We start from the raw sequence: 21,452 nt of genomic DNA on the forward strand, positions 1-21,452 counted from the left end.
TTTTCATGCTCTTGCAATTAAAACAGTGGTTCGAACAACAATCTGAGCGCGACCAATTCCTCCTCAAAGTGATGTGCGTCGTCATTGCTTTTGGCGCGGTGTATTGGTTGATTTGGCAACCGGTGAATCAAGCCGTGACGGACCAAGCCAAGCGCTTACAGCAACAAGAGAGTCTGGCCACTTGGGTAGCACAACAACAACGCAAAGTACGCAGTCTACCCGCCAATGATTCTGCTTCAAGAGGATTAGAAGGCACCTTGGTTCAAGTTGTGAATCAAACCGCTAGTCAACGCCAAATTACGCTCACTCGCATTCAACCTCGGGGCGAAGAAGTTCAAGTATTTATCGACGAAGTCGAGTTTAACCAACTCATGAGCTGGTTAGCACTAATTGAAGAACGCGGTGCGCAGATTCTGCAAATTGATGTCACCGAAGGGAATGCTCCGGGAATGGTTAAAGTACGACGCTTGGAGCTTGGCAAATGACTCGTAAGGTCGTCTGGGGACTAATCGGAACGCTATTTTTTGTGGTGTGTTTGCTGGCCACACTTCCTGCTAAACAGCTTGTGTATCGTTTGGATCTGCCAGCAAACTTACAACTGTTTGGCGTCAGTGGTAGTATTTGGCACGGTAAAATCCAGCGTGCTAGCGTCGTCCATACTGAGTTAACCTCTGTGCGCTGGTCTTTGTCGCCTTGGCGTTTACTGACTGGAAAAGTCGGATTAGAATTACATGTGGGCAATATTCGAGAAACGAATCAGGTCTATCTTAAAGGCAATGCGGTCATGTCTTTGTTTAAGCAACATCTTGCGTTATCTGATATGACTATTCGCATGCCCGCACAAACAATCTTGAATCGTGCAAATTTACCGATGAAGGTCTTGGCCAAAGGCCCGGTTGAGGTCAAATTAGCCGACGCCTCGGTACAGATGAACGCAACGCAAGTACTTTGCGAAGCCATTTCAGGTACGGGTCAATGGCGCAATGCCCAAGTGTTAGCCCCTTCAGGCTTGGTCGAAATGGGAACATTTAATGCAACGCTTGGTTGTTCTGACCAAAACTTAACCATTGATGTGGCTGAGCCGAATGCATTGAACTTGAGTTTTGTCGCCTCTGGACGCGATTTACAGTCGTTGCGAGTGAATGGTCGCTTTAACATACCTGAAGATATGCCTAATGAAATCAAAGCAGTAGGTCGTTTTCTTGGGCAACCTGGAAACGACGGCTATACCCAATTCACTTGGTAAAGGGGTGCTGAAAGGACATAACTTAATATTAAAATTTGCGAAACCTAAGATCTGGGTCAATACTTCCAACATTGGAACATAAAGTGTGTGTTGATATGGATTTATATGGTAACAAACTCTGTGCATTTTCAAATAACGTGAATAACCGTACTTACAGAGTGCTCGTAGTCGATGATAGTCCTATTGATTTGCATTTGATTATAAATGGTCTATCAGGCCATTTCTCTGTGATTTTTGCGTCCTCAGCACATGAAGCATTATGCTTAGTTAAACAACTCCCACAACCAGATTTGATTTTACTTGATATCATTATGCCTGAAATGGATGGCTATCAGGTCTGTCAACGGCTCAAAGCAGAAGAATCCACCTCGGGTATTCCGGTTATATTTTTGTCGAGTCTCGATAGCACTCTTGATAAAACCAAAGGCTTCAATGCAGGTGGCGTGGATTATGTGACTAAGCCGATTCAGCTTGAAGAACTTGAGGCACGTATTCAAACTCATATCCGTCTCAAAGAACAATCTCAATATTTAGAGGCAATGGCCTTTTATGATCCTCTTACCCAGGTTGCCAATCGGCGCAAATACAATGAAGTTCTGCAACGTGAATGGGCCCGCTGCATCCGTTACCACCATCAGATGTCGATGATCTTAGTTGATATAGATTACTTTAAAGAATACAACGAAGCGTATGGTCATGCCGAGGGAGACAACTGTTTAATCAATGTAGCTCGACTGCTTGAAGGGGTTTCCAATCGGACAGCTGATATTTTCGCGCGAATTGGCGGCGAAGAATTTGTGTTGTTATTACCCGATTGTAATGCGTTCGGAGCAGTACAAAAAGCCGAACAAATGCTCAAAATCATTCGCGATGCCAAAATCAACCACAAACTTTCTCCGAGCAATGCTTATTTGAGTATCAGTCTAGGGGTCGCGACCGTCTATCCATCGCCAGGTCACAGTGCCCTATCTCTGTTCCAAGCGGCTGATGATGCGATGTTTAGTGCTAAGCGCGATGGCCGCAACCGCTACTGTATGGCCGAACTAGACACCATTTCAGGTGTTGCAGGAGAAAATGCTCGACAACAACACTAGACAGTATGTTCAGTAATATCAGAAAGTAATACTCGATAATCGCTCACAGATGGAAAGGCATCAATCACGTTATGTGGTTTTTGTGAGTCAGGGTTCTCGACACCGAGCAAATGTTCAATCCCGTATTTTTGTGCCGCGCATAAGATCGGCACACTATCATCAACAAATAATGTCTTTGCTGGGATGAATCCATAATCTTGATGCACCTTCTGCCACAGAGATTGATACTCTTTCGGAACGCCGTATTGATGCGTCGAGACAATTTCATCGATGTGTTCATCGAGTTTTGTGCGCTCAAGTTTTAGTGATAAACTGCCTTGATGGGCATTAGTCAACAAGATAACTCTACGACCAGATTGTTTGAGCGCATCCAGAAACGGTAATGTGTCCTCACGCAGAGCAATTAGGTGTTCCACCTCGTATTTCATCGTCGCGATGTCTAAATCGAGCAATTCACTCCAATAATCCAAGCAATACCACTGAATATGTCCTTGCACCTTGGCAAGCTCTTTAGCCATTACTGCATTAGCCTGTTCAAGGGATATTGAGTGCTTAAGGGCGATTTTTTGTGGTACTAACGTTAACCAAAAAAACGTATCGAAATGCAAGTCAAGCAGCGTACCATCCATATCTAAAAGTACCGTCTCTATCTCTGACCAATTCAGTTTTGCCATAAAAAGTTACTTACCATTAACATAAAAAAACGGTATGATTATATCAACATTGAAAAAAATAAAAGCAGTTCTTCTCGCCAATTACGCCTATGCCAGAGATTGACCCAAATAAGCCTTTACCCATTATCACTGAGCGCAAGATTGTTGCGCGAAGTCGTTTTTTTGCGGTCGAGCAGGTCGACTTAACGTTCTCCAACGGTGCAACCCGTGAGTTTGAACGAATGGCTGGTCACGGGCGAGGCGCAGTGATGGTAGTGCCTTTTGCGGATCCAGAGCACATTTTGCTGATCCGCGAATACGGCGCTGGCACGCATCGCTACGAATTGGGTTTTCCTAAAGGCTTAATTGATACAGGTGAAGCACCAGAAGAAGCGGCCAACAGAGAACTCAAAGAAGAAATCGGCTTCGGCTCTAACGACATTCGCTTTTTAACGCAAGTATCTATGGCACCCACCTTTTTTAACGCCAAGATGCACATTTTAATCGCCCGTGATTTGTATTCAGAGTCCCTAGAAGGCGACGAGCCAGAACCACTTGAAGTGGTCAAATGGCCAATTGCCGACATCAATGGATTACTCGCCCGCGAAGACTTTACCGAAGCCCGCAGTATCGTTGCGCTATTAATGGTCGATAAACTATTACGGGAGCACCACTGAGAGTCCTATGCAATACCTTGATTTACTTGCCATCGCCCAAGATGCCGCCAAACGAGCTGGTCATGCTATTTTAGAAATATATGACAGCGGTGACTTTGAAGAATACGCCAAAGACGATGAATCGCCAGTTACCAGCGCTGATTACAAAGCCAACGAAATCATTATGGACATTCTTCAGACCAAGACGCCTGATATTCCAATCATGTCGGAAGAAACCGAACACTTAGCCCTGGCTGACCGAGTCGATTGGGAGCGTTATTGGCTGATCGATCCGATTGATGGTACCCAAGAGTTTATTGCTCGCAGCGGCGATTTTGCTGTGAACATAGCCTTAATTGAAAACAACCAGCCTGTCATTGGTGTCATATATTGGCCCGCAGGAGAAAGCTTATATTATGCAGTCAAAGGCGAAGGCGCTTACAAATCTTGCGCCATTGAACAAAAGCAAATTCATGTCAAACAATTCATTGCGCCCGCTGAAGAGCCTGTGGTGGTAGCCATTTCCCGCCGTCAAAAACGTGAAAACGTCTTGCGCCGCTTAGATAATTCTCGTACCTATCAAACCTTACCCACTGGGTCTTGCTCGTTAAAAGCCTGTTTCATCGCAGAAGGCAAAGCTGACTTTTTTATGCGCTTGGGTGTCACTGGCGAGTGGGATACGGGTGCGTCTGAATGCATCATCAACGAAGCCGGTGGTCGTATTGTCAATGTCGATTTTGAGCCAATTACCTACAACCAACGTGAATCTTTAGAAAACCCAAACTTTATGGTGTTAGGTGATCAATCTGTCGATTGGGAAGCCTTAGTTAATTACTACGTGTGAGTTTCTCCTTCGGGATGATATTAATACTTTCATGTAACTCTGAGTAGACAATCACCACCGTGCCTTGCTCTAACTGCATGCGCACTTGCAGAACTTTGTCTGCCATAGGGATCTCGTGCTCCCCGTAATCAGTGCCTTCACGCAACACAAACGCTTCGATAAGACGATGCAATGTGTCTTCTGAGATCTCTTGCCACGGTACGATCATGGTTTTTTTTCACCTATTTCAGTAAAAAAGTCCAGTGCGCGCAAGGCGAGGTGATCGCATTTGATCCGCCAAGGAGGCCCCGTAAAAAAACCCACATGCCCGCCATTTTGACTCATTTCATACGCCACAGATGCGCTGAGTTGATGTGCTTTGGGAATGACATCTGCGTTCATAAACGGATCGTCCTGAGCATGGATCACCAGGGTCGGCTTTTCAATAGCATGCAAAAATCCAAGCCCAGAGCATTTTGCATAATAATCTTGTGCCCCAGTAAAGCCATGTAATGGCGCAGTAACGTTTTCATCGAATAATTCAAAACTGGTTAGTTGCTCGACCTCATGTGCCTCAACGCGTACTTTTCCCATATAATCCATGGTTTGCATTTTTTGTTTCAAGTTCGCTTGCATACTGCGTAATAAACGGCGCTCGTAAACTTTGGCAAAGCCTTGATTAATAGCTTTAGCACACGCATCGAGCCGTAACGGCGCACTCACCACAACACTGCCACTGAGCGGGTTTTGATCGGCATATTCGGCGTTGAGTTTGCACAACATATTGCCACCCAGGGAAAAACCGATTGCATATATTGGTTGATGACGATATCGGCTTTGTAGCAAATGAATAATGGTTTTGGCATCGCTGGTTTCACCGGAGTGATACGCTCTAGGGGTTCGATTAGCAACCCCGCTGCACCCACGAAAATGCATCACCACACAATGATACTGTTGTGAAAAGACATGCACTGCATGTTTGATGTAATGTGAGTCCTTAGAGCCCTCCAATCCATGAAACAAGATAACCAGGCCTTGGCACTTGGTTGGTTTGTGTGCCCAAGCCAAATCAATAAAATCGCCATCGTCTAACTCGACACGTTCAGACTCAAAAGCAATCGTTGGATGCTGACCAAAGTAACGCCCAAAAATCGTTTGCACATGTCGATTTTTGGCCCACCAGGGCGCTGTGAACGCAAAAGGTGTGATGTGCCCAAACGCTGTCTGATGTGATGTGACTGACGCCGAATACAACTCCGCCATTAATGATAGCCTTTCGCAACAGCGGTAATCATTGACGCGAGTTGTTTGGCGTGCTCAATACCTTCGCTAAACCTCGATGAATGCAACTGCGTCGTGCAGTGCCAATCAATGTAGTCAATAAAATGCGAATGACTCTGTAATGCAGGACTAGGTTCTTGCAAGGTCATGATGTATTGCAAAAAATGCTGTTGCTGACGTCGTTCGGCATCCAACTCATCCTGCAATAACAGCGCATAGTATGGGGAGGATTTATCCGTGATGGTCTTGCGTTGTTCACGAATCGGATCGACTAACACATGTTGAGTTTGTGTAACCAAATGCTGCCATTTAGGGGCATCCAATGCGCGCATTAGTACGCCACTTTGCTGTGCCCATAATAAAGCAAAAACAGCATTTACATTACCATTATATTTATCTTGCCAAGTGAGTGAGTACTCTTTTACATTAGGGTAATCATAGCGCTCCAAACAATAAGCCCACAACGAGTCTGATGCGTGTTGTAAATCAACAATGATCACAGCAACTCCTCATGTAATTGTTTTTCAAAAATCCCTTGTTGCGTTTCTAGCTCATCTTGTGCAGTAAACCAAGCTTCCTCTGCTTCATTGACGTTTAGTTGCAACTCCCCTTGCTCTTGCAATAGGGCAGTTAATTGCGCCTTGTTTTCAGCATTATATAAACTGGTATCCAATAATGTATTTTCGATTTCACTTAGGCGTGTTTGAGCAGAATTCATTATCTTTTCGTTGCGAGTGATGGCATCGCGAAGGGGTTTGGTACGTTGTCGAAATTCGGCTTCAAGACGCTTTTGGGTTTTCCTATCCAGAATTTTCGGGCGTTCATCCTCGGTGATTTGACTATCTGACGAGAGTGTCTTATCTGCATCTTTATCGGATTTCGCCTCTTGTAAGACCCATTGTGTATAATCGTCCAAATCGCCTTTAAACGGGACGACAGAGCCGGCATTAACGAGATAAAAGTCCTCACACACACTCTCTAATAACGTTCGGTCGTGAGCTACCAACACCATAGCTCCGGTAAAGGTTTGCAGCGCATAATTCAGCGCATCGCGCATCGACAGATCCAAGTGGTTGGTTGGCTCATCCAACAATAATAAGTTTGGTTTCAAATAAACAATCATGGCTAATGCCAAGCGGGCTTTCTCACCTCCCGAGAAAGGCTTCACCGGGCGTGTTGCTTGGTCACCTTGAAAGCCGAAACCACCCAAAAAATCTCGCAACGACTGTTCGGTGGCTTGCTCATCTAAGCGTTGTAAATGTAACAATGCGCTGGCTTCGGGGTCAAGTGTGTCCACCTGATGCTGAGCAAAATACCCCACATCCAAGCCCTGAGCCGTCGTAAACTCACCTTGCATTGGACCGTGAACATTCGCTAATAACTTAATCAAAGTGGATTTACCTGCACCATTGCGACCCAATAGACCAATGCGACTGCCCGGGACCAGGTTAAGCTGGACCTCTTTCAAAATGACCTTATCACCGTAGCCGACTTGAATATCGCGCATTTGCACCAGTGGGTTAGGCAAGGCTTGAGGCTCTGCAAAAGCGAAACTAAATGGGTTTTCGGCCTGTACCGGCGCCAGTAAACTCATGCGCTCGAGCTGCTTCACACGACTTTGAGCTTGTTTAGCTTTACTGGCCTTGGCTTTGAAGCGAGTGATGAATTTTTCTAAATGCGCAATGTGCGCTTGTTGTTTCTTGTATTCTAGGCTTTGTAGGCGCAAGCGCTCTGCTTTTTGCTTTTCATAAGCGCTATAGTTACCGGTATACGTCTTCAGCTGACGCTGTTCAAAGCTGATAATTTGATCGGCAATGGCATCGATAAAATGTTTATCATGTGAAATCAGTAATAAGGTGCCCGCATATCGTTGTAACCACTTTTCTAACCAGATAACTGCGTCTAGATCCAAGTGGTTAGTCGGTTCATCGAGTAAGAGCAGATCCGACGGACATAAAAGAGCTTGGGCCAAATTAATGCGCATCTTCCACCCACCAGAAAAATCATTGACCGGTTGTGCTAGCGCCTGTTGACTAAAACCTAATCCCGACAAGATAGTCGCGGCTCGCGCTTCGACATCATAATGCCCAGCGCTGGCGAGTGCGTCGTGTAACCGTGCGATTTCTTCTCCGTGATCAGCCGCTTCCGCTTGCGCCAACTGAGCCCGCAAGTCACTCAATACTTTGTCACCTTGAATGGTGTGCTCCAAAACACTTAGTGCAGTCTGCGGGGTATGCTGTGCAACGGAGACCATGCGCCATTGTTTGGGAATGGATAACTCACCAGTCTCAGGCGCCAGTCCACCGGTAAGCATGGCAAACATAGACGATTTACCGCAGCCATTGGCGCCGATAATAGCGCATTTTTGTCCGGTAAAAATATCGATGCTACACGGCTCGAGCAGTGTTTCGGCGCCTCGCATAAACGAGACTTGAGTCAGTTTGATCATGTTACAGGATAAATCATAATATCTTTAGGCGCGCATTCTACCACTAAATTCGCAAAGATTTTATGATGCATTTGCGTATAATGAGCGTACTAAAATAATGCGAAACTTATTTACTACCAACTAAACCTTATGTCACAAGAAAAAACACGTAAACGCTTTATCGCCGGAGCCACTTGTCCGCATTGCAAAGCCCAAGATTCCATCATGTTGTATTTTGAAAATAACGTCGAAAAGTTACAGTGCGTTGAATGTGATTACAAAGACACTCAATCACAAACCGACGTAGAAAGCGCCGGCCAAAATACCGCAGATGTAATTGGCGTATTTAAACCCTAACCTCATCATCGAGGTGCTAATTGTTAGTAATGCGGCGGCGGGGTTTCTTCACTCGCCGATGCAATGTTACTTGGCTCCATACTTTTGACCTTGTCTAGTACATGTTTGAGCTTAAATTGCACATCATCGAGTTGTTTCTGCTGTGACGCTAATGCTTGATTGAGCGCTTCAATCGTATCTTCTTGAAACGCTAATTGAGTTTCTAAATCTATTATTTTCTGTTCTAATGAGTTCATTTGTCTCACTTTAGTCGTATAACTTACAAAACTAGGCCGTTAATATTGCCAAAAAAACAAAAGTAAGAGATTATCAAAATCTTGTAGTGTTTTGCTTTGATTTCAATTATGCAATATGAAAGCTCCTCGAGCAAACTGCAGATAGGGACATCCGCGTTAATTTTGTTATCCACATTAGTGGGATACTTTCATTTTATCTTCGATAACCCAAGATATTTATTTTTTGTCGGTCAAGTTGCCTTTTTTGTTATCTGTTTATTCGTCGTGACGGTTTACAAAAAGCGTATGTCTTTTGACTGTTGCTGAGACATTCTCGCCAATGATATTCGATATGCATGCAAAATGAATATTGTTCGTACACAAATCTTACTGCCTCTAATCATCGTGTGCGGAATTTATCAATACTATATTGATGGCTACGGCTTTATACTTTTTGTTTTGTGTAGTGGCTTATTGATGGTGATTAACCGCTTTTGTTGGTTAGCAATTCACGCTAATACGCCATTTCGAGTGCTGTTCATTGCATCTAATGATATGCCGTTTAAATGGTTGGACTTGTTACGAGAGCCTGTCAATTATTTGAGCAAAAATCATTACTCACGAGATTAACCATCTTTTTTTAACCAAGTGATCTTGCGGTGTTTAGGCACTTTTTTTAACTGCGCTTCGACTTTGCAGGCAGCACTGCGGTCAGGAAACTCCCGATACGCTAAGAGTTCTAGGGGCCGATTAATCTTAGTAAATTTCGCGCCTTTCCCAGCGCAGTGTTGGGCGTAACGTCGCTCTAAGTCGTTAGTTGAGCCACAGTACAACATGTCGTTTTCACACTGCAAAAGATAGACGTACCAAGTTTTGATCTGCGCACTTTTCATGTACGCATCATGCGCGACTCTTTCACACTTGTCAAAGCATCGATTACTTTAGAGGCAACTGAACAAGCACTTAATAACCAGGCCAGAAGTAGGATTTTTAGGCTCAGGTGTTGGCATCTGCCTGATTTTACAGTAGATTGCGTAGTATCTTTTCGACGATAGCCAATGCTGGCTAGTTGATCACATACACTCAACGGAGAATTCCTATAATGAAACGTTCAATTGTGGCGTTAGCCACCTTATCTGTATTAGGGTTAACGGCCTGTGGCGAACAAACTAAAGCGCCAGAAGAAGCCCAAACGCCAATCGAATTAACCACGGACGTGCAGCGCCAATCTTATGCGCTAGGTTCAAGCATGGGTGCGTTTGCATTGTCACGCAAAGCGCAGTTAGAAGAGCTAGATTTACCATTTGATGAAGACGCGTTACGTCGCGGCTTTTTAGATGGACTTGCTGAGCAATCCGTATTAAGCATGGAAGAAATGCAAACCATTATTCGCAATGCTGATCAAGAAGTGCGCACTAAACAAGAAGCGCTTGCCAGTGCTCAAGCGGAAGACAATATTGCTAAAGGCCAAGCGTTTTTAGCTGAGAACGCCGCAAAAGAAGGCGTTGTCACCACGGAATCAGGTCTTCAGTATGAAGTACTCGTTGAAGGAACAGGCACTAAACCGGCCGCAACCGACACGGTCGTAGTCCATTACAAAGGTACCTTATTAGATGGCACTGAATTTGATTCATCATACAAGCGTGGAGAACCAGCGTCTTTCCCTCTTAACCGTGTCATCGCGGGTTGGACTGAAGGGGTTCAGTTGATGTCAGAAGGCAGCAAATATAAGTTCTACATTCCATCTGAACTCGCTTATGGCCCTCGTGCTACCGGTAACATTACACCTAACTCAACGTTGATTTTTGAAGTTGAATTAATTGATGTGGTCGATGCAGAACCGGCGACTGCAAACGAGTAACACTTTTACCAATCTCTTAAGGGGGAGCTTAGCACTCCCTTTTTCTAGTAAACGTATATAAATTAATCGTTTTTAGTCTATACTAATTCTAAATTTATATCATGGATTATGAATGAAACGCGGTCTTACCTTACTCCAGATTTTGATACCTTCATTGCTCATTATCTTCGTGTTAGGTGGTTTGGTATGGCTTGAGCTCAAACAATCAGTTGAACAGCAAAAAGCACTAGAGGTTGTCCGAGTTGAAAATCAAGTTACCCTACTTGAGAACATCTTTGATGCAGAGTTTTCCAACGTAGTTCAAGACTTGCTATTAATCAATCGCGGTGTGCCATTCGGCACTATAGATTCTGTGCTCTCTCAACGCGAACATATATTACAACATTGGACTGACATCCTTATCACCCACAATAAATATCAACAAATTCGATTTATTGATACCAATGGCGATGAGCTACTGAGGATTGAAAATAGTCCAACAGATGGTCGCGTGATTACCCCAGATACTTTGCAAAATAAAGCGAATCGAGATTACTTTATCAATGGCATACAGCTCGAGACAGGACAAGTTCTAATCACAGACTTTGATTTGAACCAAGAGTTTGGTCAAGTACAAATCCCTTATAATCCAACGATTCGATTCATCGCGAAACACCCACTGGGTCTCATTGTCATCAATTACTCATCGACTGAGTTATTTTCGGATCTGGCAGATGTGGTCAAAGACCAAATTTATTTGGTCAACGAGCACGGGTATTTTTTGGCGCATCCGAACATCAATCAATTGTGGGGATGGCTAGTTGATCGACCTAAGGCAAATTTTGCCAAACAACACCTCGAGCAATGGCAGGCATTATCTAATGGCTCCCGATACATCGACGACCAGTGGTATTTGGGTCGAATACACTATATGCAACAAGATTCAGATATCCTGCGTCCACAGGTATTTGTTGCTTATCCACTCAAACGTCCAGGCTCTTTGTTTGAAACTATACAAAAGCAAACCTTGTTGCCGTATCTACTGATTGCCACACTTATTTTTATTGCACTGATGGCATGGATTTATAAAGCTTTAATTCGCTTACAAGCAACGACTTTTGAAGCCACTGTCTCTAAAGAGAAAGCCGACCATGCGCTCAGTGTCAAAACGCGCTTTTTGGCCAACATGAGTCATGAATTACGCACCCCACTCAATGGTATTATGGGCTTTTTTGAATTGCTCAAAAATGAGCCTTTGAACAATAAGCAAATGAGCTATGCTACCAATGGCTTTAACTCTTCAAAACTTCTCGCTCGCATCCTCAATGACATCTTGGATGTTAGTAAGCTCGAAGCCAATCAGCTTAATATTTCGGAACATCCCTTTCGGTTGGATACCTTGTTGCGTGAAGTGGGTACGCTGTTGTCCAGTTCGATCAAAGATAAGTCCATCGAGTTGTGGTTTGATGTTGAACCCAATCTCAATACATATCTGTTAGGCGATGATATTCGGATTCGCCAAATATTGCTCAATTTGTGCAATAACGCTATTAAGTTTACCGACCATGGTTATGTCAAACTCACTGTGCAACAGCTTGCAACAAGTGACAAAATGGTCACCTTAGCATTCTCAGTGGAAGACACTGGGATTGGGATTTCACAAGCGAATCAAGCGCGTATTTTCGACAGTTTTGTACAAGTCCACGAACAGGATTCAAAAAAATACGGCGGTACTGGGTTGGGTTTACATATCTGTCAATCATTGCTGGCGCTGATGGACAGTCAACTAGAAGTGCGCTCTGAAGAACATCAAGGCTCGGTCTTTTCGTTTACGTTGAAACTAAGCAAAGCTGAGATGCCGCATTTGGATAAAGACGCAATAGATAACTTAAATCATGTTCTGCTCAACGACGTACATGCCATTATTTATACGGATAATGCACTAGCATTAGATATTATACCCAAAATGACCAGTAACTTTGGTTGGCCAACCTTTGTCTGTCACAACAGAATTGAACTGCTTTCACAAATTCAAGCACTGCCTAGTGTGTCCATGGTGATTATTATTGATCGCAACGACCAACGCCAAGAATTGACCTCTGATTTACAACAAATTGCCAGTTTGACCAAAGCGTTTTCCAATCGCTTAGTGTATATGTTGCTCAGTGCAAGCGAAGGCTTGCAAGCTCATTTTGCTTCGGACCAGCTGACACTGGTGGATGGTGTGTTTATCAAACCACTCACGCAGTCGAGTTTGTACGAAACGATTTTGGAAGGGTTATCTCATAAAATACAGCGTTCAGAGTCGACCTTAGTTGGCAAAGACGAACTGACTCGCCACATCCGGATATTGCTAGTAGAGGACAACTACATCAATCAAGAAGTGGCGCTGAATATGCTCGAATCAGAGGGATACAGCGTGGATATTGCAGAAAATGGACATGAGGCGCTGGATTATTTAAAAGACCAGAAACGCCTGCCTGATATCATTTTGATGGACATGCAGATGCCCATAATGGACGGTATTACCGCCACTCAGCATATTCGCAAGCACAATAATTGGCGACACATCCCCATTATTGCCATGACGGCAAATGCCATGGATGAAGATAAGCAAGCCTGTTTAGCCGCAGGTATGAATGGCCATCTAGCAAAGCCTTTTGAAAAGTCTACTTTGCTCGAAAAAATCGGTTATTTTACTGTTAAGAAACACCTTAATTAGTAGTAGTGTGCTCTGCTTGTTGCTGTAACTTCTGATATTCCTGTGCAGTCAAAACAACGTGAGTGATTTCCTCACCGTTGCTGATCATCACTGGCTCGTTATGCGATGAATATAATGCATCGCTTGGGGTATTCATGAATGATTGGTAATTTAGGGTATTCATGTTGTGTTCTCTTGTAATTTTGTAGGGTTCATCTTGTATATTAGCAAAAGAATATAAGCTTGCACGTAAGACGATATGGGAATTTGCGACATATCAAACATTCACGCTATGAATGTTAATCGATTAAGGCATTTACTTTGTCGATATTTACTGTCGGTGTTTACCCGTATTTTGGTACACTAAATCATAATCATTCATTGTCGGCCATTTCATCAGGTATGCAAAAAGCCAATTTAATTACCCCAACAGGATATCGCACCTTACAAGCCGAAGAAGACCAGCTATGGCGAGTGGAGCGTCCCGAGATCACCCAAAAAGTCACCTGGGCAGCTGGCCTTGGTGATCGTTCGGACAACGCCGACTATGCTATGAATAAACGTCGGTTACGGCAAATCCATAGCCGGGTAAGGCATCTGCGCAAGCGCCTTGCAGCTGTGACCGTGGTGGAGCCGAACAAAGCTCAACAAGGTAAGGTGTATTTTGGTGCTTGGGTGACGCTAGAAGATGAAGCAGGGCAATGCAAAACCGTTCAGATTGTAGGGACAGATGAAGTGAGTTTTCATCGCGCACCCTGCTCAATTGATTCGCCTCTTGCGCGAGCTATGATCGGCAAAGAAGTCGATGATGAAGTCGAAGTGCGCACACCCAATGGAAAAACATTGTATTTTATCAACGACATCCATTATGACAGTGAGTAATCTATGACGAGCTTTGCCCAAAGAGTGATCGAGTTTAATCACGGCTTAGACGCAAGCATGCCTCTACCCGAAGGGGTGCGCATGATGAATCCATATGTTGAAGGGAGTCAAAGCCGTGCTATTTCTGATCAGTTCTATCGCAAATATTACTCAGATGATCGGCCTCGCAGGCTCATTTTGGGCATCAACCCAGGGCGCTTAGGCGCTGGAGCAACTGGTATTCCATTTACCGACAGTAAACGACTCGCCGAGGTATGTGGGATTGAAGCGCCATTTATCTTACATGAGCCATCATCGGTATTCGTTTACGATGTGATTGAAGCATACGGTGGTGCCGAGGCATTCTACCGCGATATTTTTATTGGTGCGGTTTGCCCATTAGGCTTTACCAAACTCAATGCCAAAGGACGTGAAGTCAACTACAACTATTACGACAGTAAAGCGCTTACCGATGCGGTGATGCCGTTTATTCTCAAAGCACTTCGTGACCAAATTGCGTTAGGCGTCTGTACTAAGCGAGTCTTTGTATTTGGCAATGGCAAGAACTACGATTTTTTGTGTAAACTGAATCAACAATATGGTTTTTTTGATGACATCGTACCGCTTGAGCATCCCCGCTATGTCATGCAGTACAAAAGCAAGCAGAAAGCGTTTTACATTGACAAATATCTACATGCATTTAGGACGTAAATACTCTGATTAGGCTGGTTGAATCCATTATCACATTGCCAGTATAATGCTGTTTTTTCCGATATTCTCCAGCATTCATGATTATCCAAACTCTTGCATCCGAACTATCCGTTCAGCCTCAACAAATTCAAGCCGCCGTCGCCTTATTAGATGAAGGCGCCACGGTTCCGTTTATCGCACGTTACCGCAAAGAAGCCACCAATGGTCTGGATGATGCTCAGTTGCGTCTTCTCGAGACTCGCCTTGGCTATCTACGTGAGCTAGCTGATCGCAAACAAACCATTCTCAAGTCCATTCGTGAGCAAGACAAGTTGACGCCAGAGCTTGAGGCACAGATAAACTCAGCAGAAACCAAGCAACTATTAGAAGACCTATATCTGCCTTACAAGCCAAAGCGCCGCACCAAAGGCCAAATCGCCATTGAGGCGGGCATTGAACCACTCGCGGATTTACTTTATCGCGAACCTGAACGCACGCCAGAAACCGAAGCGGAAGCTTATATCAATGTCGATGCTGGGTTTGCCGATACCAAGGCTGTGTTAGATGGCGCTAAGTTTATTCTGATGGAGCGTTTTGCAGAAGATGCCATGTTGCTGCAAAAACTGCGTAGCCACATGCAACAGCATGGCTTTGTCGTTGCCAAAGTCATGGCTGGCAAAGAACAAGACGCCGTCAAATACAGCGATTATTTTGCCCATCAAGAAAAATACAAAACCGTTCCCTCGCATCGTGCCCTAGCAATGTTTCGCGGTCGCAATGAAGGCTTTTTAGCCTTAAATATTACGCTTGACCCAAATGCTGAAAGCCCTTTGACCCGCTCAGAATGCGAAGATATGATCGCGGCTTATTATCACATCAGCGATGCCGGTCGACCGGCGGATAAATGGCTCCAAGGGGTAGTAACCTGGACGTGGAAAATCAAAATTTTACTCTCTTTGGAAACCGAACTATTCAATGCATTAAGAGAAAAAGCCGAAGCCGAAGCGATAAATGTTTTTGCTAAAAATCTCAATGATTTGCTTATGGCCGCGCCAGCTGGACCCAAAGTGACTATGGGACTTGACCCAGGTATTCGCACAGGCGTCAAAGTCGCTGTCGTCGATGCCACGGGTAAAGTGGTAGCAACTGCTACGATTTTCCCCCATCCTCCACAAAATGCATGGGATAAATCCATTCGTACCCTTGCGATGTTATGTCAGCAACACAAAGTGGATTTGATCAGTATTGGTAATGGCACCGGCTCGCGTGAGACAGACAAGCTGGTTGCCCAGATGCTTAAGCAACACAGCGAACTCAAAGTGCAAAAAATCATCATAAGTGAAGCTGGAGCTTCAGTATATTCAGCTTCAGAACTGGCCTCACAAGAACTACCAGGCTTAGACGTTTCTTTGCGTGGTGCCGTATCGATTGCACGTCGCTTACAAGATCCGCTGGCAGAATTAGTTAAAATCGAACCCAAAGCCATTGGCGTTGGCCAATACCAGCACGATGTTTCGCAATCGCATCTTGGCCAGTCTCTGACTGCGGTCATTGAAGATTGTGTAAACAAGGTTGGCGTAGATTTGAATACCGCATCGCCGTCTTTGCTAGCTAATGTCTCAGGATTGAATAAAACTTTAGCACAAAACATCGTGGCTCACCGTGATGCGCATGGTGCCTTTGGTTCGCGCAAAGATTTATTGGAAGTGGCGCGTTTGGGGCCCAAAGCGTTTGAGCAAGCGGCTGGATTTTTGCGTATCAACGGCGGACAAAACCCATTAGATGCGTCATCTGTGCACCCTGAAGCGTACCCTGTGGTCGACAAAATTTTGCTCAAAACCGGTGAGGCAGTCAATGATTTAATCGGAAATACTGGGGTATTGCGTAAATTAGCACCTGCTGACTTTATTGATGAGACGTTTGGGGAGCCTACCGTTAAAGACATTTTGAGTGAATTAGAAAAGCCCGGACGAGACCCTCGCCCTGAGTTCAAAACCGCTAGCTACAAAGAAGGTGTTGAGACCATACAAGATCTTTTGCCGGGCATGATCTTAGAGGGCGTGGTATCGAACGTTGCAAACTTTGGCGCCTTTGTCGATATTGGGGTGCATCAAGACGGTCTAGTGCATATCTCTGCGTTGACTGATGGTTTTATTTCCGATCCTCGAGATGTGGTCAAAACCGGCGAAGTGGTCAAAGTCAAAGTGGTCGAAGTGGATATTGCGCGCAAACGCATATCTCTTACGATGCGCCTGAATGATGAAATCGTTGCAGAAAAAGTCTCGAAACCTTCTGGCTCACAACGCAACGAACGCAAACCACAACAGAATCATTACAGTGGCAGACAGCGCAGTGCACAACCCGCCAATCTCAGTGGGGGTATGGCCGATGCGTTTGCCGCCGCTATGGCAAAACAAAAGAAATAATTTCTTCTACAAATGCTTCACGCGCCGACATGAATGGCGCGTGAGAAACATGTTCCATTATAACAGTCTTCGCTTTGGGTTGGAGTACGGCGATTTGATCAGCTGCTTTGACTGGAACCAATGCATCAAGCCGACCATAAAGCCTCAACGTGGGCACCTTAATATCACCAATTTGAGTTTTCAAATCAGTCGTTTGCAATAATTTCAGCCCTTGCAATAAGCTGGCTTCACAGGGTTCGGGGTAACGTGCTATAGCCTCTCTCAAAGCCAATATGTCAGCTTTCGCATTAGGCGCTCCCATCGCTTGAATGGCGAGGAACCTTTGCACTGTTGTTCGGTAGTCATGCGCTAATTGAGTTTCAAATGCCTGTAGCACTTCTGGCTTGATCCCTGGCCAATTGGGTTGCGCCATAAACTGGCAGCTCGTTGCAATACACAACAGACTAGCGAGGTTTTGCTGAGACAGTAGCGCAATTTGTTGAGCGAGTAGGCCACCTAATGACCAGCCAAGTAAGTGACATCGACTGGGGAGTTGCTGACTAATGAGCTCAGCGCTTTCTTCAATTGCCCCAAGAGGAATATGTGCGTTGTCACCAAAGCCAGGCAGGTCGAGCAAAATTACCCCCATGTACTGTGACAAATCTTCTGCAAGGGAGTCAAACACTCCACTATTTAATCCCCAGCCATGCAACAACACAATAGGTGGGTGAGTATCAGTGATTAAATCTGGGCTTAAGATCCGCTGTGAAAGTTGAGTCATTGAGGTAGGCTGAAGCTTTTTGATGCGAGCATTTTACCGTGTTTTTCTCTTTCATCCAAACCTGCAAAAATACCTCCGACCAATGCTATGCTGTCATGCGTGAGTTTAATATCTGTTTACTCTGCGATATGCCAAGCACAGCAGTCATTTGTCCTGTCTGCCAACAGGATATGTTGTGGCGCAGTGATGTGCAGGTGCAATCAGAAATATTAGAACAACTTTGGGTGCATCCTCGGTTATCTCATCTCAAGTGCGATACATTGATTTGCCTTGATAAGTATCGCTACCCTCTGACTTATCTGATCCCTTTAATTAAGTTTCACGACCGTGCTGATTTGTCTACATGGTTAGCTGATCGTTGGTATGAGCAACGCTTTGCTTTGGTAGATACGCTACCAGATGCTCTGATCAGTGTGCCTTTGCATCCCAAAAGACTGCGCCATAGAGGGTTTAATCAAGCGGCATTGATTGCAGATAGATTAAGCACCCTCAGTTCTATCCCTCATCTAGTACATGCTGCCAAACGTATAAAAGCGACCAAACGTCAGTCTGAATTACAACAAGCACATAGAGAAGCCAACCTTTCCAATGCCTTTACGGTGGATCACCATGCATTGATTGGACTCAAACACATCGCGCTCGTCGATGACGTAATCACCACTGGGGCAACGATGAATGCGTTATGCCAAGCGATTCACAAGGTGGCACCACACTTGTATATTGCTGTGTGGTGCCTTGGGTTAGCTGAGCTTTGACCACGCTTTAGTTGATAGCAGGGCTCATGTAGATGGCGTTGGCCATGATTTTTTCTGTACCGCGCCAATAGCCTCTAAAATTGACCGGATCCACAATGGCAATGACTCGACCTTTGCCTTTGCGGTGCGCAACAAGTGCTGTGGTATTGCCAATCAACTCGTTCACTTCTGGCGCAGTATAACCGGCCACGAGTGGGAATGATGTATACTTGGCCGCTTCAATGAAAGGTTTGTCGTCTGCTTGGAGCAGCAAACTGCTGGTTTTGAAAAGTGGCAGTGTCTGGTTGTGAGTGACTCCCCACAGCAGAGGGTGCGTCGGGTCTACTTGGGCCAGATGCACGGAGCCGGCGACTTGTTGTAACGCGCGATAAATATTGCGATCGGCATACTGCATATTCTCAAACATCACGGCATTGCGCACAGTATTGCGAGATTTTACTGTCGCTTGCAGCCAGCCCATGTCGCTGAGCCAGCTCAACCCCATACGTTGGCCGATCAAAGTACCACCTGACTCAAGCCAGGATTCGATTTGCGCTTGGCGCTTCTCATCGAGGTCATTATAGACACCAGTCACCACAATCAGATGCGTAAAATTGGACAGATCCACATCCGCCAGACGATCTTTGTCTAACATGGTTAATGGCAAACCAACCCGCGTATCAAAATAATGCCATATTGCGCCAACCGCATTGGAAGATACGCCCACCCCAGTCAAAATAGCGACTTTGGGCAATTCCAGCGGTAACATGCTTGGGCTGCCCAAATCAATGCCTTCAATCGTCAAACCGGTTGCGAGGCTGTGCATTTTGATTGGATACTGTGCTAGTGCTTCGTTTAACAAATCAAACAATGGCACGTGACGGTTCAAGCCAACATTAAACACCATTGCACCGGGCGTAAAACTCAGTTTATTACCTAATGTGTCATTCCCAGTGAACGGAGCAGTCGCCAAGCGCACATTGACGCCTTGCTCTAATAAAAATTGTAATACCGCTGGCGCTTTAGCATCGTGCCATGGCAAGACATACGCCACAGCACCAGATTGCAATGGCTGTGCGTCAATGGCCAGTTCAGTAATCGGTGATGCGTTGATTTTGTTGGCTTCGCGTTTGGACAAACGCGCATAGTCAAGATTATAAGCCAGTGGTAAATTCCAGTTAGAGACATCGTAGAAGGTATTATTGGGAAAAGACTTACGCTCAGAAAACAGAGATTTGAGCAATCGATATTGTGGTTGGTCAAGGCTGACAAAAACCGCTTTTCCGGCTTGGTAAGATTTGTTGTCTTTGCGCACGTCTTTGTCAAGCAAAGACAGTTCAATACGGTGGGCGTTGAGCTTTTCGACAAACGCTTGGTTGCGGGTCTGGTCATCACTCAAGCTGACCAAGAATCCGCCTTCGTCATCCTCTTTAATGAGAGTTTGCGTCTCTTGATAGAACGCTGCGTGATGATTTAAGAACGCGGATTTATTCTCTAACGCCCCTTGGAAAGTTGAAAACGTCGTGGCGATTTGGTTTTTGATTGTCATCGGAAAATTAAGCAAGCCATTGTCTGACATCTGTTGTGCCCCTCGTGAACTAGCTTGTTCAAACAAGATCCCGACTGTGCCATGCGCATCGGGATAAGTTGAGCCTTTACCATAATAAAAGTCGTCAAAGCGCTCTTGGGTATAGTAGAGCTGTTGCTCATTATCTAATGCCTTAGCGTGGTATTGGGCCAGCACATTGGTAAGTTGAATATTCTTTGGATTGGTTAATGGGTGAGTGCGATCAGGTACTCCAGGTTGGAAAAAATACGTTGCATTGGTACCCATTTCATGAAAATCCGTCAAGATATGCGGACGCCACGCTTGATATTGTGCTACACGAGCTTGGGATTCAGGATGCGTGAGCAACAACCAATCGCGATTCAAATCAAACCAATAGTGATTGGTACGGCCGCTAGGGAAACGCTCTCTATGCTCGCGATGATAAGGAGAAGCCGACGGGTTTTGCCCATTATGCATATTAGTCCACTGCGCAAAGCGGGCTAGACCATCTGGATTCAAAGATGGGTCGAGCAAAATCACGGCATTTTGCAATAAGGCATCAACGCTCTCGCCTTGGGCCGCTGCCAGATAATACGCCACTAACAAGGCGGCGTTACTGCCTGAAGGCTCATTGCCATGAATCGAATACCCCATATACAAGACTAACGGGGCGTCATTTTTTGGACGAGTACCTGCGTCAATATGCTGCATATGAGTTTGTTGAATTGCGCCAAGATTAGCCAAGTTATCCGGGTGAGAGATGGTCAGATTCAAAAGTTCGCGATTTTCATGCGTATAACCAATGACCTCAAGTTGAATGCGATCCGATTGCTGCGCCAAAGTTTTCATATAAGTCACGAGCTGGTCATGACGCACATGCCAGGTACCAACCGCATCCCCCAGCACCTCCTGAGGTAGGCTAATTTTGGGGTCATAGGAAACGTTCGTGGGTAGGTAATCCAAATCTGATTTGGGGTAGAAAACATTGTCGGCAGTGAGGTGTGAACTAGTGAACACCATACACAGGGCACATACTGATGCCAAAATCTGTCGCATATCATTGTCCTTTTTATATTTTGCCCATATTATGCAATTAAACATGAAAAAAGCCAATACTTGACTGTTTTACTCAAGTAAT

23 protein-coding genes are annotated in these 21,452 nt (G+C 45.0%); 13 read left to right on the forward strand and 10 right to left on the reverse strand.

Translation table 11 applies throughout. The features are described 5' to 3' along the window. Positions 1–5: 5 nt before the first annotated feature. The 3 genes from gspM (at position 6) to NLG07_RS02400 (ending at position 2,340) form a co-directional block, all read left to right on the forward strand. Complete coding sequence (gene gspM, locus NLG07_RS02390; protein ID WP_254856118.1) at positions 6–485, forward strand: type II secretion system protein GspM; 480 nt, start codon at positions 6–8, stop codon at positions 483–485. Next, complete coding sequence (locus NLG07_RS02395; RefSeq protein WP_254856119.1) at positions 482–1,246, forward strand: type II secretion system protein N; 765 nt, start codon at positions 482–484, stop codon at positions 1,244–1,246. The genes gspM and NLG07_RS02395 overlap by 4 nt, the downstream gene beginning before the upstream one ends. A gap of 95 nt (positions 1,247–1,341) precedes the next feature. Further along, positions 1,342–2,340, forward strand: a complete 999-nt coding sequence (locus tag NLG07_RS02400) for a diguanylate cyclase (RefSeq protein WP_254856120.1) — start codon at positions 1,342–1,344, stop codon at positions 2,338–2,340. Here the strand turns inward: NLG07_RS02400 and yrfG are convergent. Further along, on the reverse strand, positions 2,337–3,014 hold the full coding sequence (gene yrfG / locus NLG07_RS02405) for a GMP/IMP nucleotidase (RefSeq protein ID WP_254856121.1): 678 nt from the start codon (positions 3,012–3,014) through the stop codon (positions 2,337–2,339). The two genes, NLG07_RS02400 and yrfG, sit on opposite strands and share 4 nt — an antisense overlap. An 89-nt stretch (positions 3,015–3,103) precedes the next feature. Here yrfG and nudE point away from each other — a divergent pair, with 89 nt between their 5' ends. Then, positions 3,104–3,670 (forward strand): ADP compounds hydrolase NudE, encoded by a 567-nt coding sequence (gene nudE, locus NLG07_RS02410; RefSeq protein ID WP_254856122.1) that lies wholly within the window; start codon positions 3,104–3,106, stop codon positions 3,668–3,670. A gap of 7 nt (positions 3,671–3,677) precedes the next feature. After that, complete coding sequence (gene cysQ / locus NLG07_RS02415) at positions 3,678–4,493, forward strand: 3'(2'),5'-bisphosphate nucleotidase CysQ (RefSeq protein WP_254856123.1); 816 nt, start codon at positions 3,678–3,680, stop codon at positions 4,491–4,493. Here the strand turns inward: cysQ and NLG07_RS02420 are convergent. The 4 genes from NLG07_RS02420 to NLG07_RS02435 are packed head-to-tail and all read right to left on the reverse strand — an operon-like array spanning position 4,477 to position 8,202. Next, positions 4,477–4,701 carry a YheU family protein gene (locus NLG07_RS02420; RefSeq protein ID WP_254856124.1) on the reverse strand — a complete coding sequence of 75 codons (225 nt, stop codon included), beginning with the start codon at positions 4,699–4,701 and terminating at the stop codon, positions 4,477–4,479. The two genes, cysQ and NLG07_RS02420, sit on opposite strands and share 17 nt — an antisense overlap. Further along, complete coding sequence (locus tag NLG07_RS02425; protein ID WP_254856125.1) at positions 4,698–5,735, reverse strand: hydrolase; 1,038 nt, start codon at positions 5,733–5,735, stop codon at positions 4,698–4,700. The genes NLG07_RS02420 and NLG07_RS02425 overlap by 4 nt, the downstream gene beginning before the upstream one ends. After that, positions 5,735–6,253, reverse strand: a complete 519-nt coding sequence (locus tag NLG07_RS02430; protein WP_254856126.1) for a TIGR02444 family protein — start codon at positions 6,251–6,253, stop codon at positions 5,735–5,737. The genes NLG07_RS02425 and NLG07_RS02430 overlap by 1 nt, the downstream gene beginning before the upstream one ends. After that, positions 6,250–8,202, reverse strand: a complete 1,953-nt coding sequence (locus NLG07_RS02435; protein ID WP_254856127.1) for an ATP-binding cassette domain-containing protein — start codon at positions 8,200–8,202, stop codon at positions 6,250–6,252. The genes NLG07_RS02430 and NLG07_RS02435 overlap by 4 nt, the downstream gene beginning before the upstream one ends. A 129-nt stretch (positions 8,203–8,331) precedes the next feature. Here NLG07_RS02435 and NLG07_RS02440 point away from each other — a divergent pair, with 129 nt between their 5' ends. Next, positions 8,332–8,538, forward strand: a complete 207-nt coding sequence (locus NLG07_RS02440) for a YheV family putative zinc ribbon protein (RefSeq protein WP_254856128.1) — start codon at positions 8,332–8,334, stop codon at positions 8,536–8,538. Positions 8,539–8,561: 23 nt separating this feature from the next. Here NLG07_RS02440 and NLG07_RS02445 read toward each other — a convergent pair whose 3' ends face one another. Further along, positions 8,562–8,774 carry a SlyX family protein gene (locus tag NLG07_RS02445; RefSeq protein ID WP_254856129.1) on the reverse strand — a complete coding sequence of 71 codons (213 nt, stop codon included), beginning with the start codon at positions 8,772–8,774 and terminating at the stop codon, positions 8,562–8,564. Positions 8,775–9,116: 342 nt separating this feature from the next. On the opposite strand from NLG07_RS02445, the gene NLG07_RS02450 reads away from it, so the two are divergent. Then, on the forward strand, positions 9,117–9,383 hold the full coding sequence (locus tag NLG07_RS02450) for a hypothetical protein (protein WP_254856130.1): 267 nt from the start codon (positions 9,117–9,119) through the stop codon (positions 9,381–9,383). Here NLG07_RS02450 and NLG07_RS02455 read toward each other — a convergent pair. Then, positions 9,380–9,646: a GIY-YIG nuclease family protein gene (locus NLG07_RS02455; protein WP_254856131.1), complete on the reverse strand. Its 267-nt coding sequence runs from the start codon at positions 9,644–9,646 to the stop codon at positions 9,380–9,382. The genes NLG07_RS02450 and NLG07_RS02455 overlap by 4 nt on opposite strands. A gap of 209 nt (positions 9,647–9,855) precedes the next feature. Here NLG07_RS02455 and fkpA point away from each other — a divergent pair, with 209 nt between their 5' ends. Both fkpA and NLG07_RS02465 read left to right on the forward strand, forming a co-directional pair. Beyond that, positions 9,856–10,614 carry an FKBP-type peptidyl-prolyl cis-trans isomerase gene (gene fkpA, locus NLG07_RS02460; protein WP_254856132.1) on the forward strand — a complete coding sequence of 253 codons (759 nt, stop codon included), beginning with the start codon at positions 9,856–9,858 and terminating at the stop codon, positions 10,612–10,614. A gap of 112 nt (positions 10,615–10,726) precedes the next feature. Then, the gene (locus NLG07_RS02465; protein ID WP_254856133.1) at positions 10,727–13,315 is read left to right on the forward strand and encodes a response regulator; all 2,589 of its coding nucleotides are present in this window, start codon (positions 10,727–10,729) and stop codon (positions 13,313–13,315) included. On the opposite strand, the gene NLG07_RS02470 is transcribed toward NLG07_RS02465, so the two are convergent. Then, positions 13,308–13,478: a hypothetical protein gene (locus tag NLG07_RS02470; RefSeq protein WP_254856134.1), complete on the reverse strand. Its 171-nt coding sequence runs from the start codon at positions 13,476–13,478 to the stop codon at positions 13,308–13,310. The genes NLG07_RS02465 and NLG07_RS02470 overlap by 8 nt on opposite strands. A 218-nt stretch (positions 13,479–13,696) precedes the next feature. Between NLG07_RS02470 and greB the strand changes: the two genes are divergently transcribed. The 3 genes from greB (at position 13,697) to NLG07_RS02485 (ending at position 17,271) form a co-directional block, all read left to right on the forward strand. Next, complete coding sequence (greB, locus tag NLG07_RS02475; RefSeq protein WP_254856788.1) at positions 13,697–14,176, forward strand: transcription elongation factor GreB; 480 nt, start codon at positions 13,697–13,699, stop codon at positions 14,174–14,176. Between the two features lie 3 nt (positions 14,177–14,179). After that, on the forward strand, positions 14,180–14,866 hold the full coding sequence (locus NLG07_RS02480) for a uracil-DNA glycosylase family protein (protein WP_254856135.1): 687 nt from the start codon (positions 14,180–14,182) through the stop codon (positions 14,864–14,866). A gap of 77 nt (positions 14,867–14,943) precedes the next feature. After that, positions 14,944–17,271, forward strand: a complete 2,328-nt coding sequence (locus tag NLG07_RS02485; RefSeq protein ID WP_254856136.1) for a Tex family protein — start codon at positions 14,944–14,946, stop codon at positions 17,269–17,271. Here the strand turns inward: NLG07_RS02485 and bioH are convergent. Further along, the gene (gene bioH / locus NLG07_RS02490) at positions 17,249–18,031 is read right to left on the reverse strand and encodes a pimeloyl-ACP methyl ester esterase BioH (protein WP_254856137.1); all 783 of its coding nucleotides are present in this window, start codon (positions 18,029–18,031) and stop codon (positions 17,249–17,251) included. The two genes, NLG07_RS02485 and bioH, sit on opposite strands and share 23 nt — an antisense overlap. Before the next feature lie 95 nt (positions 18,032–18,126). Between bioH and NLG07_RS02495 the strand changes: the two genes are divergently transcribed. Then, entirely contained in the window at positions 18,127–18,786 is a 660-nt protein-coding gene (locus NLG07_RS02495) for a ComF family protein (RefSeq protein ID WP_254856138.1), read from the forward strand. Positions 18,787–18,793: 7 nt separating this feature from the next. On the opposite strand, the gene NLG07_RS02500 is transcribed toward NLG07_RS02495, so the two are convergent. Beyond that, positions 18,794–21,370, reverse strand: coding sequence for a M14 metallopeptidase family protein (locus tag NLG07_RS02500; RefSeq protein ID WP_254856139.1), 2,577 nt, complete (start codon positions 21,368–21,370; stop codon positions 18,794–18,796). Positions 21,371–21,452 lie beyond the last annotated feature (82 nt).

This window comes from Alteromonas sp. LMIT006, assembly GCF_024300645.1.
Taxonomy (GTDB): Bacteria; Pseudomonadota; Gammaproteobacteria; order Enterobacterales; family Alteromonadaceae; genus Opacimonas; species Opacimonas immobilis.

Bases quoted from the DNA above. Each gene is read 5' to 3' on its own strand.
- gspM (WP_254856118.1), top strand. From the start codon at position 6: ATGCTCTTGCAATTAAAACAGTGGTTCGAACAACAATCTGAGCGCGAC.
- NLG07_RS02395 (WP_254856119.1), top strand. From the start codon at position 482: ATGACTCGTAAGGTCGTCTGGGGACTAATCGGAACGCTATTTTTTGTG.
- NLG07_RS02400 (WP_254856120.1), top strand. From the start codon at position 1,342: ATGGATTTATATGGTAACAAACTCTGTGCATTTTCAAATAACGTGAAT.
- yrfG (WP_254856121.1), bottom strand. From the start codon at position 3,014: ATGGCAAAACTGAATTGGTCAGAGATAGAGACGGTACTTTTAGATATG.
- nudE (WP_254856122.1), top strand. From the start codon at position 3,104: ATGCCAGAGATTGACCCAAATAAGCCTTTACCCATTATCACTGAGCGC.
- cysQ (WP_254856123.1), top strand. From the start codon at position 3,678: ATGCAATACCTTGATTTACTTGCCATCGCCCAAGATGCCGCCAAACGA.
- NLG07_RS02420 (WP_254856124.1), bottom strand. From the start codon at position 4,701: ATGATCGTACCGTGGCAAGAGATCTCAGAAGACACATTGCATCGTCTT.
- NLG07_RS02425 (WP_254856125.1), bottom strand. From the start codon at position 5,735: ATGGCGGAGTTGTATTCGGCGTCAGTCACATCACATCAGACAGCGTTT.
- NLG07_RS02435 (WP_254856127.1), bottom strand. From the start codon at position 8,202: ATGATCAAACTGACTCAAGTCTCGTTTATGCGAGGCGCCGAAACACTG.
- NLG07_RS02440 (WP_254856128.1), top strand. From the start codon at position 8,332: ATGTCACAAGAAAAAACACGTAAACGCTTTATCGCCGGAGCCACTTGT.
- NLG07_RS02445 (WP_254856129.1), bottom strand. From the start codon at position 8,774: ATGAACTCATTAGAACAGAAAATAATAGATTTAGAAACTCAATTAGCG.
- NLG07_RS02450 (WP_254856130.1), top strand. From the start codon at position 9,117: ATGAATATTGTTCGTACACAAATCTTACTGCCTCTAATCATCGTGTGC.
- NLG07_RS02455 (WP_254856131.1), bottom strand. From the start codon at position 9,646: ATGAAAAGTGCGCAGATCAAAACTTGGTACGTCTATCTTTTGCAGTGT.
- fkpA (WP_254856132.1), top strand. From the start codon at position 9,856: ATGAAACGTTCAATTGTGGCGTTAGCCACCTTATCTGTATTAGGGTTA.
- NLG07_RS02465 (WP_254856133.1), top strand. From the start codon at position 10,727: ATGAAACGCGGTCTTACCTTACTCCAGATTTTGATACCTTCATTGCTC.
- NLG07_RS02470 (WP_254856134.1), bottom strand. From the start codon at position 13,478: ATGAATACCCTAAATTACCAATCATTCATGAATACCCCAAGCGATGCA.
- greB (WP_254856788.1), top strand. From the start codon at position 13,697: ATGCAAAAAGCCAATTTAATTACCCCAACAGGATATCGCACCTTACAA.
- NLG07_RS02480 (WP_254856135.1), top strand. From the start codon at position 14,180: ATGACGAGCTTTGCCCAAAGAGTGATCGAGTTTAATCACGGCTTAGAC.
- NLG07_RS02485 (WP_254856136.1), top strand. From the start codon at position 14,944: ATGATTATCCAAACTCTTGCATCCGAACTATCCGTTCAGCCTCAACAA.
- bioH (WP_254856137.1), bottom strand. From the start codon at position 18,031: ATGACTCAACTTTCACAGCGGATCTTAAGCCCAGATTTAATCACTGAT.
- NLG07_RS02495 (WP_254856138.1), top strand. From the start codon at position 18,127: ATGCGTGAGTTTAATATCTGTTTACTCTGCGATATGCCAAGCACAGCA.
- NLG07_RS02500 (WP_254856139.1), bottom strand. From the start codon at position 21,370: ATGCGACAGATTTTGGCATCAGTATGTGCCCTGTGTATGGTGTTCACT.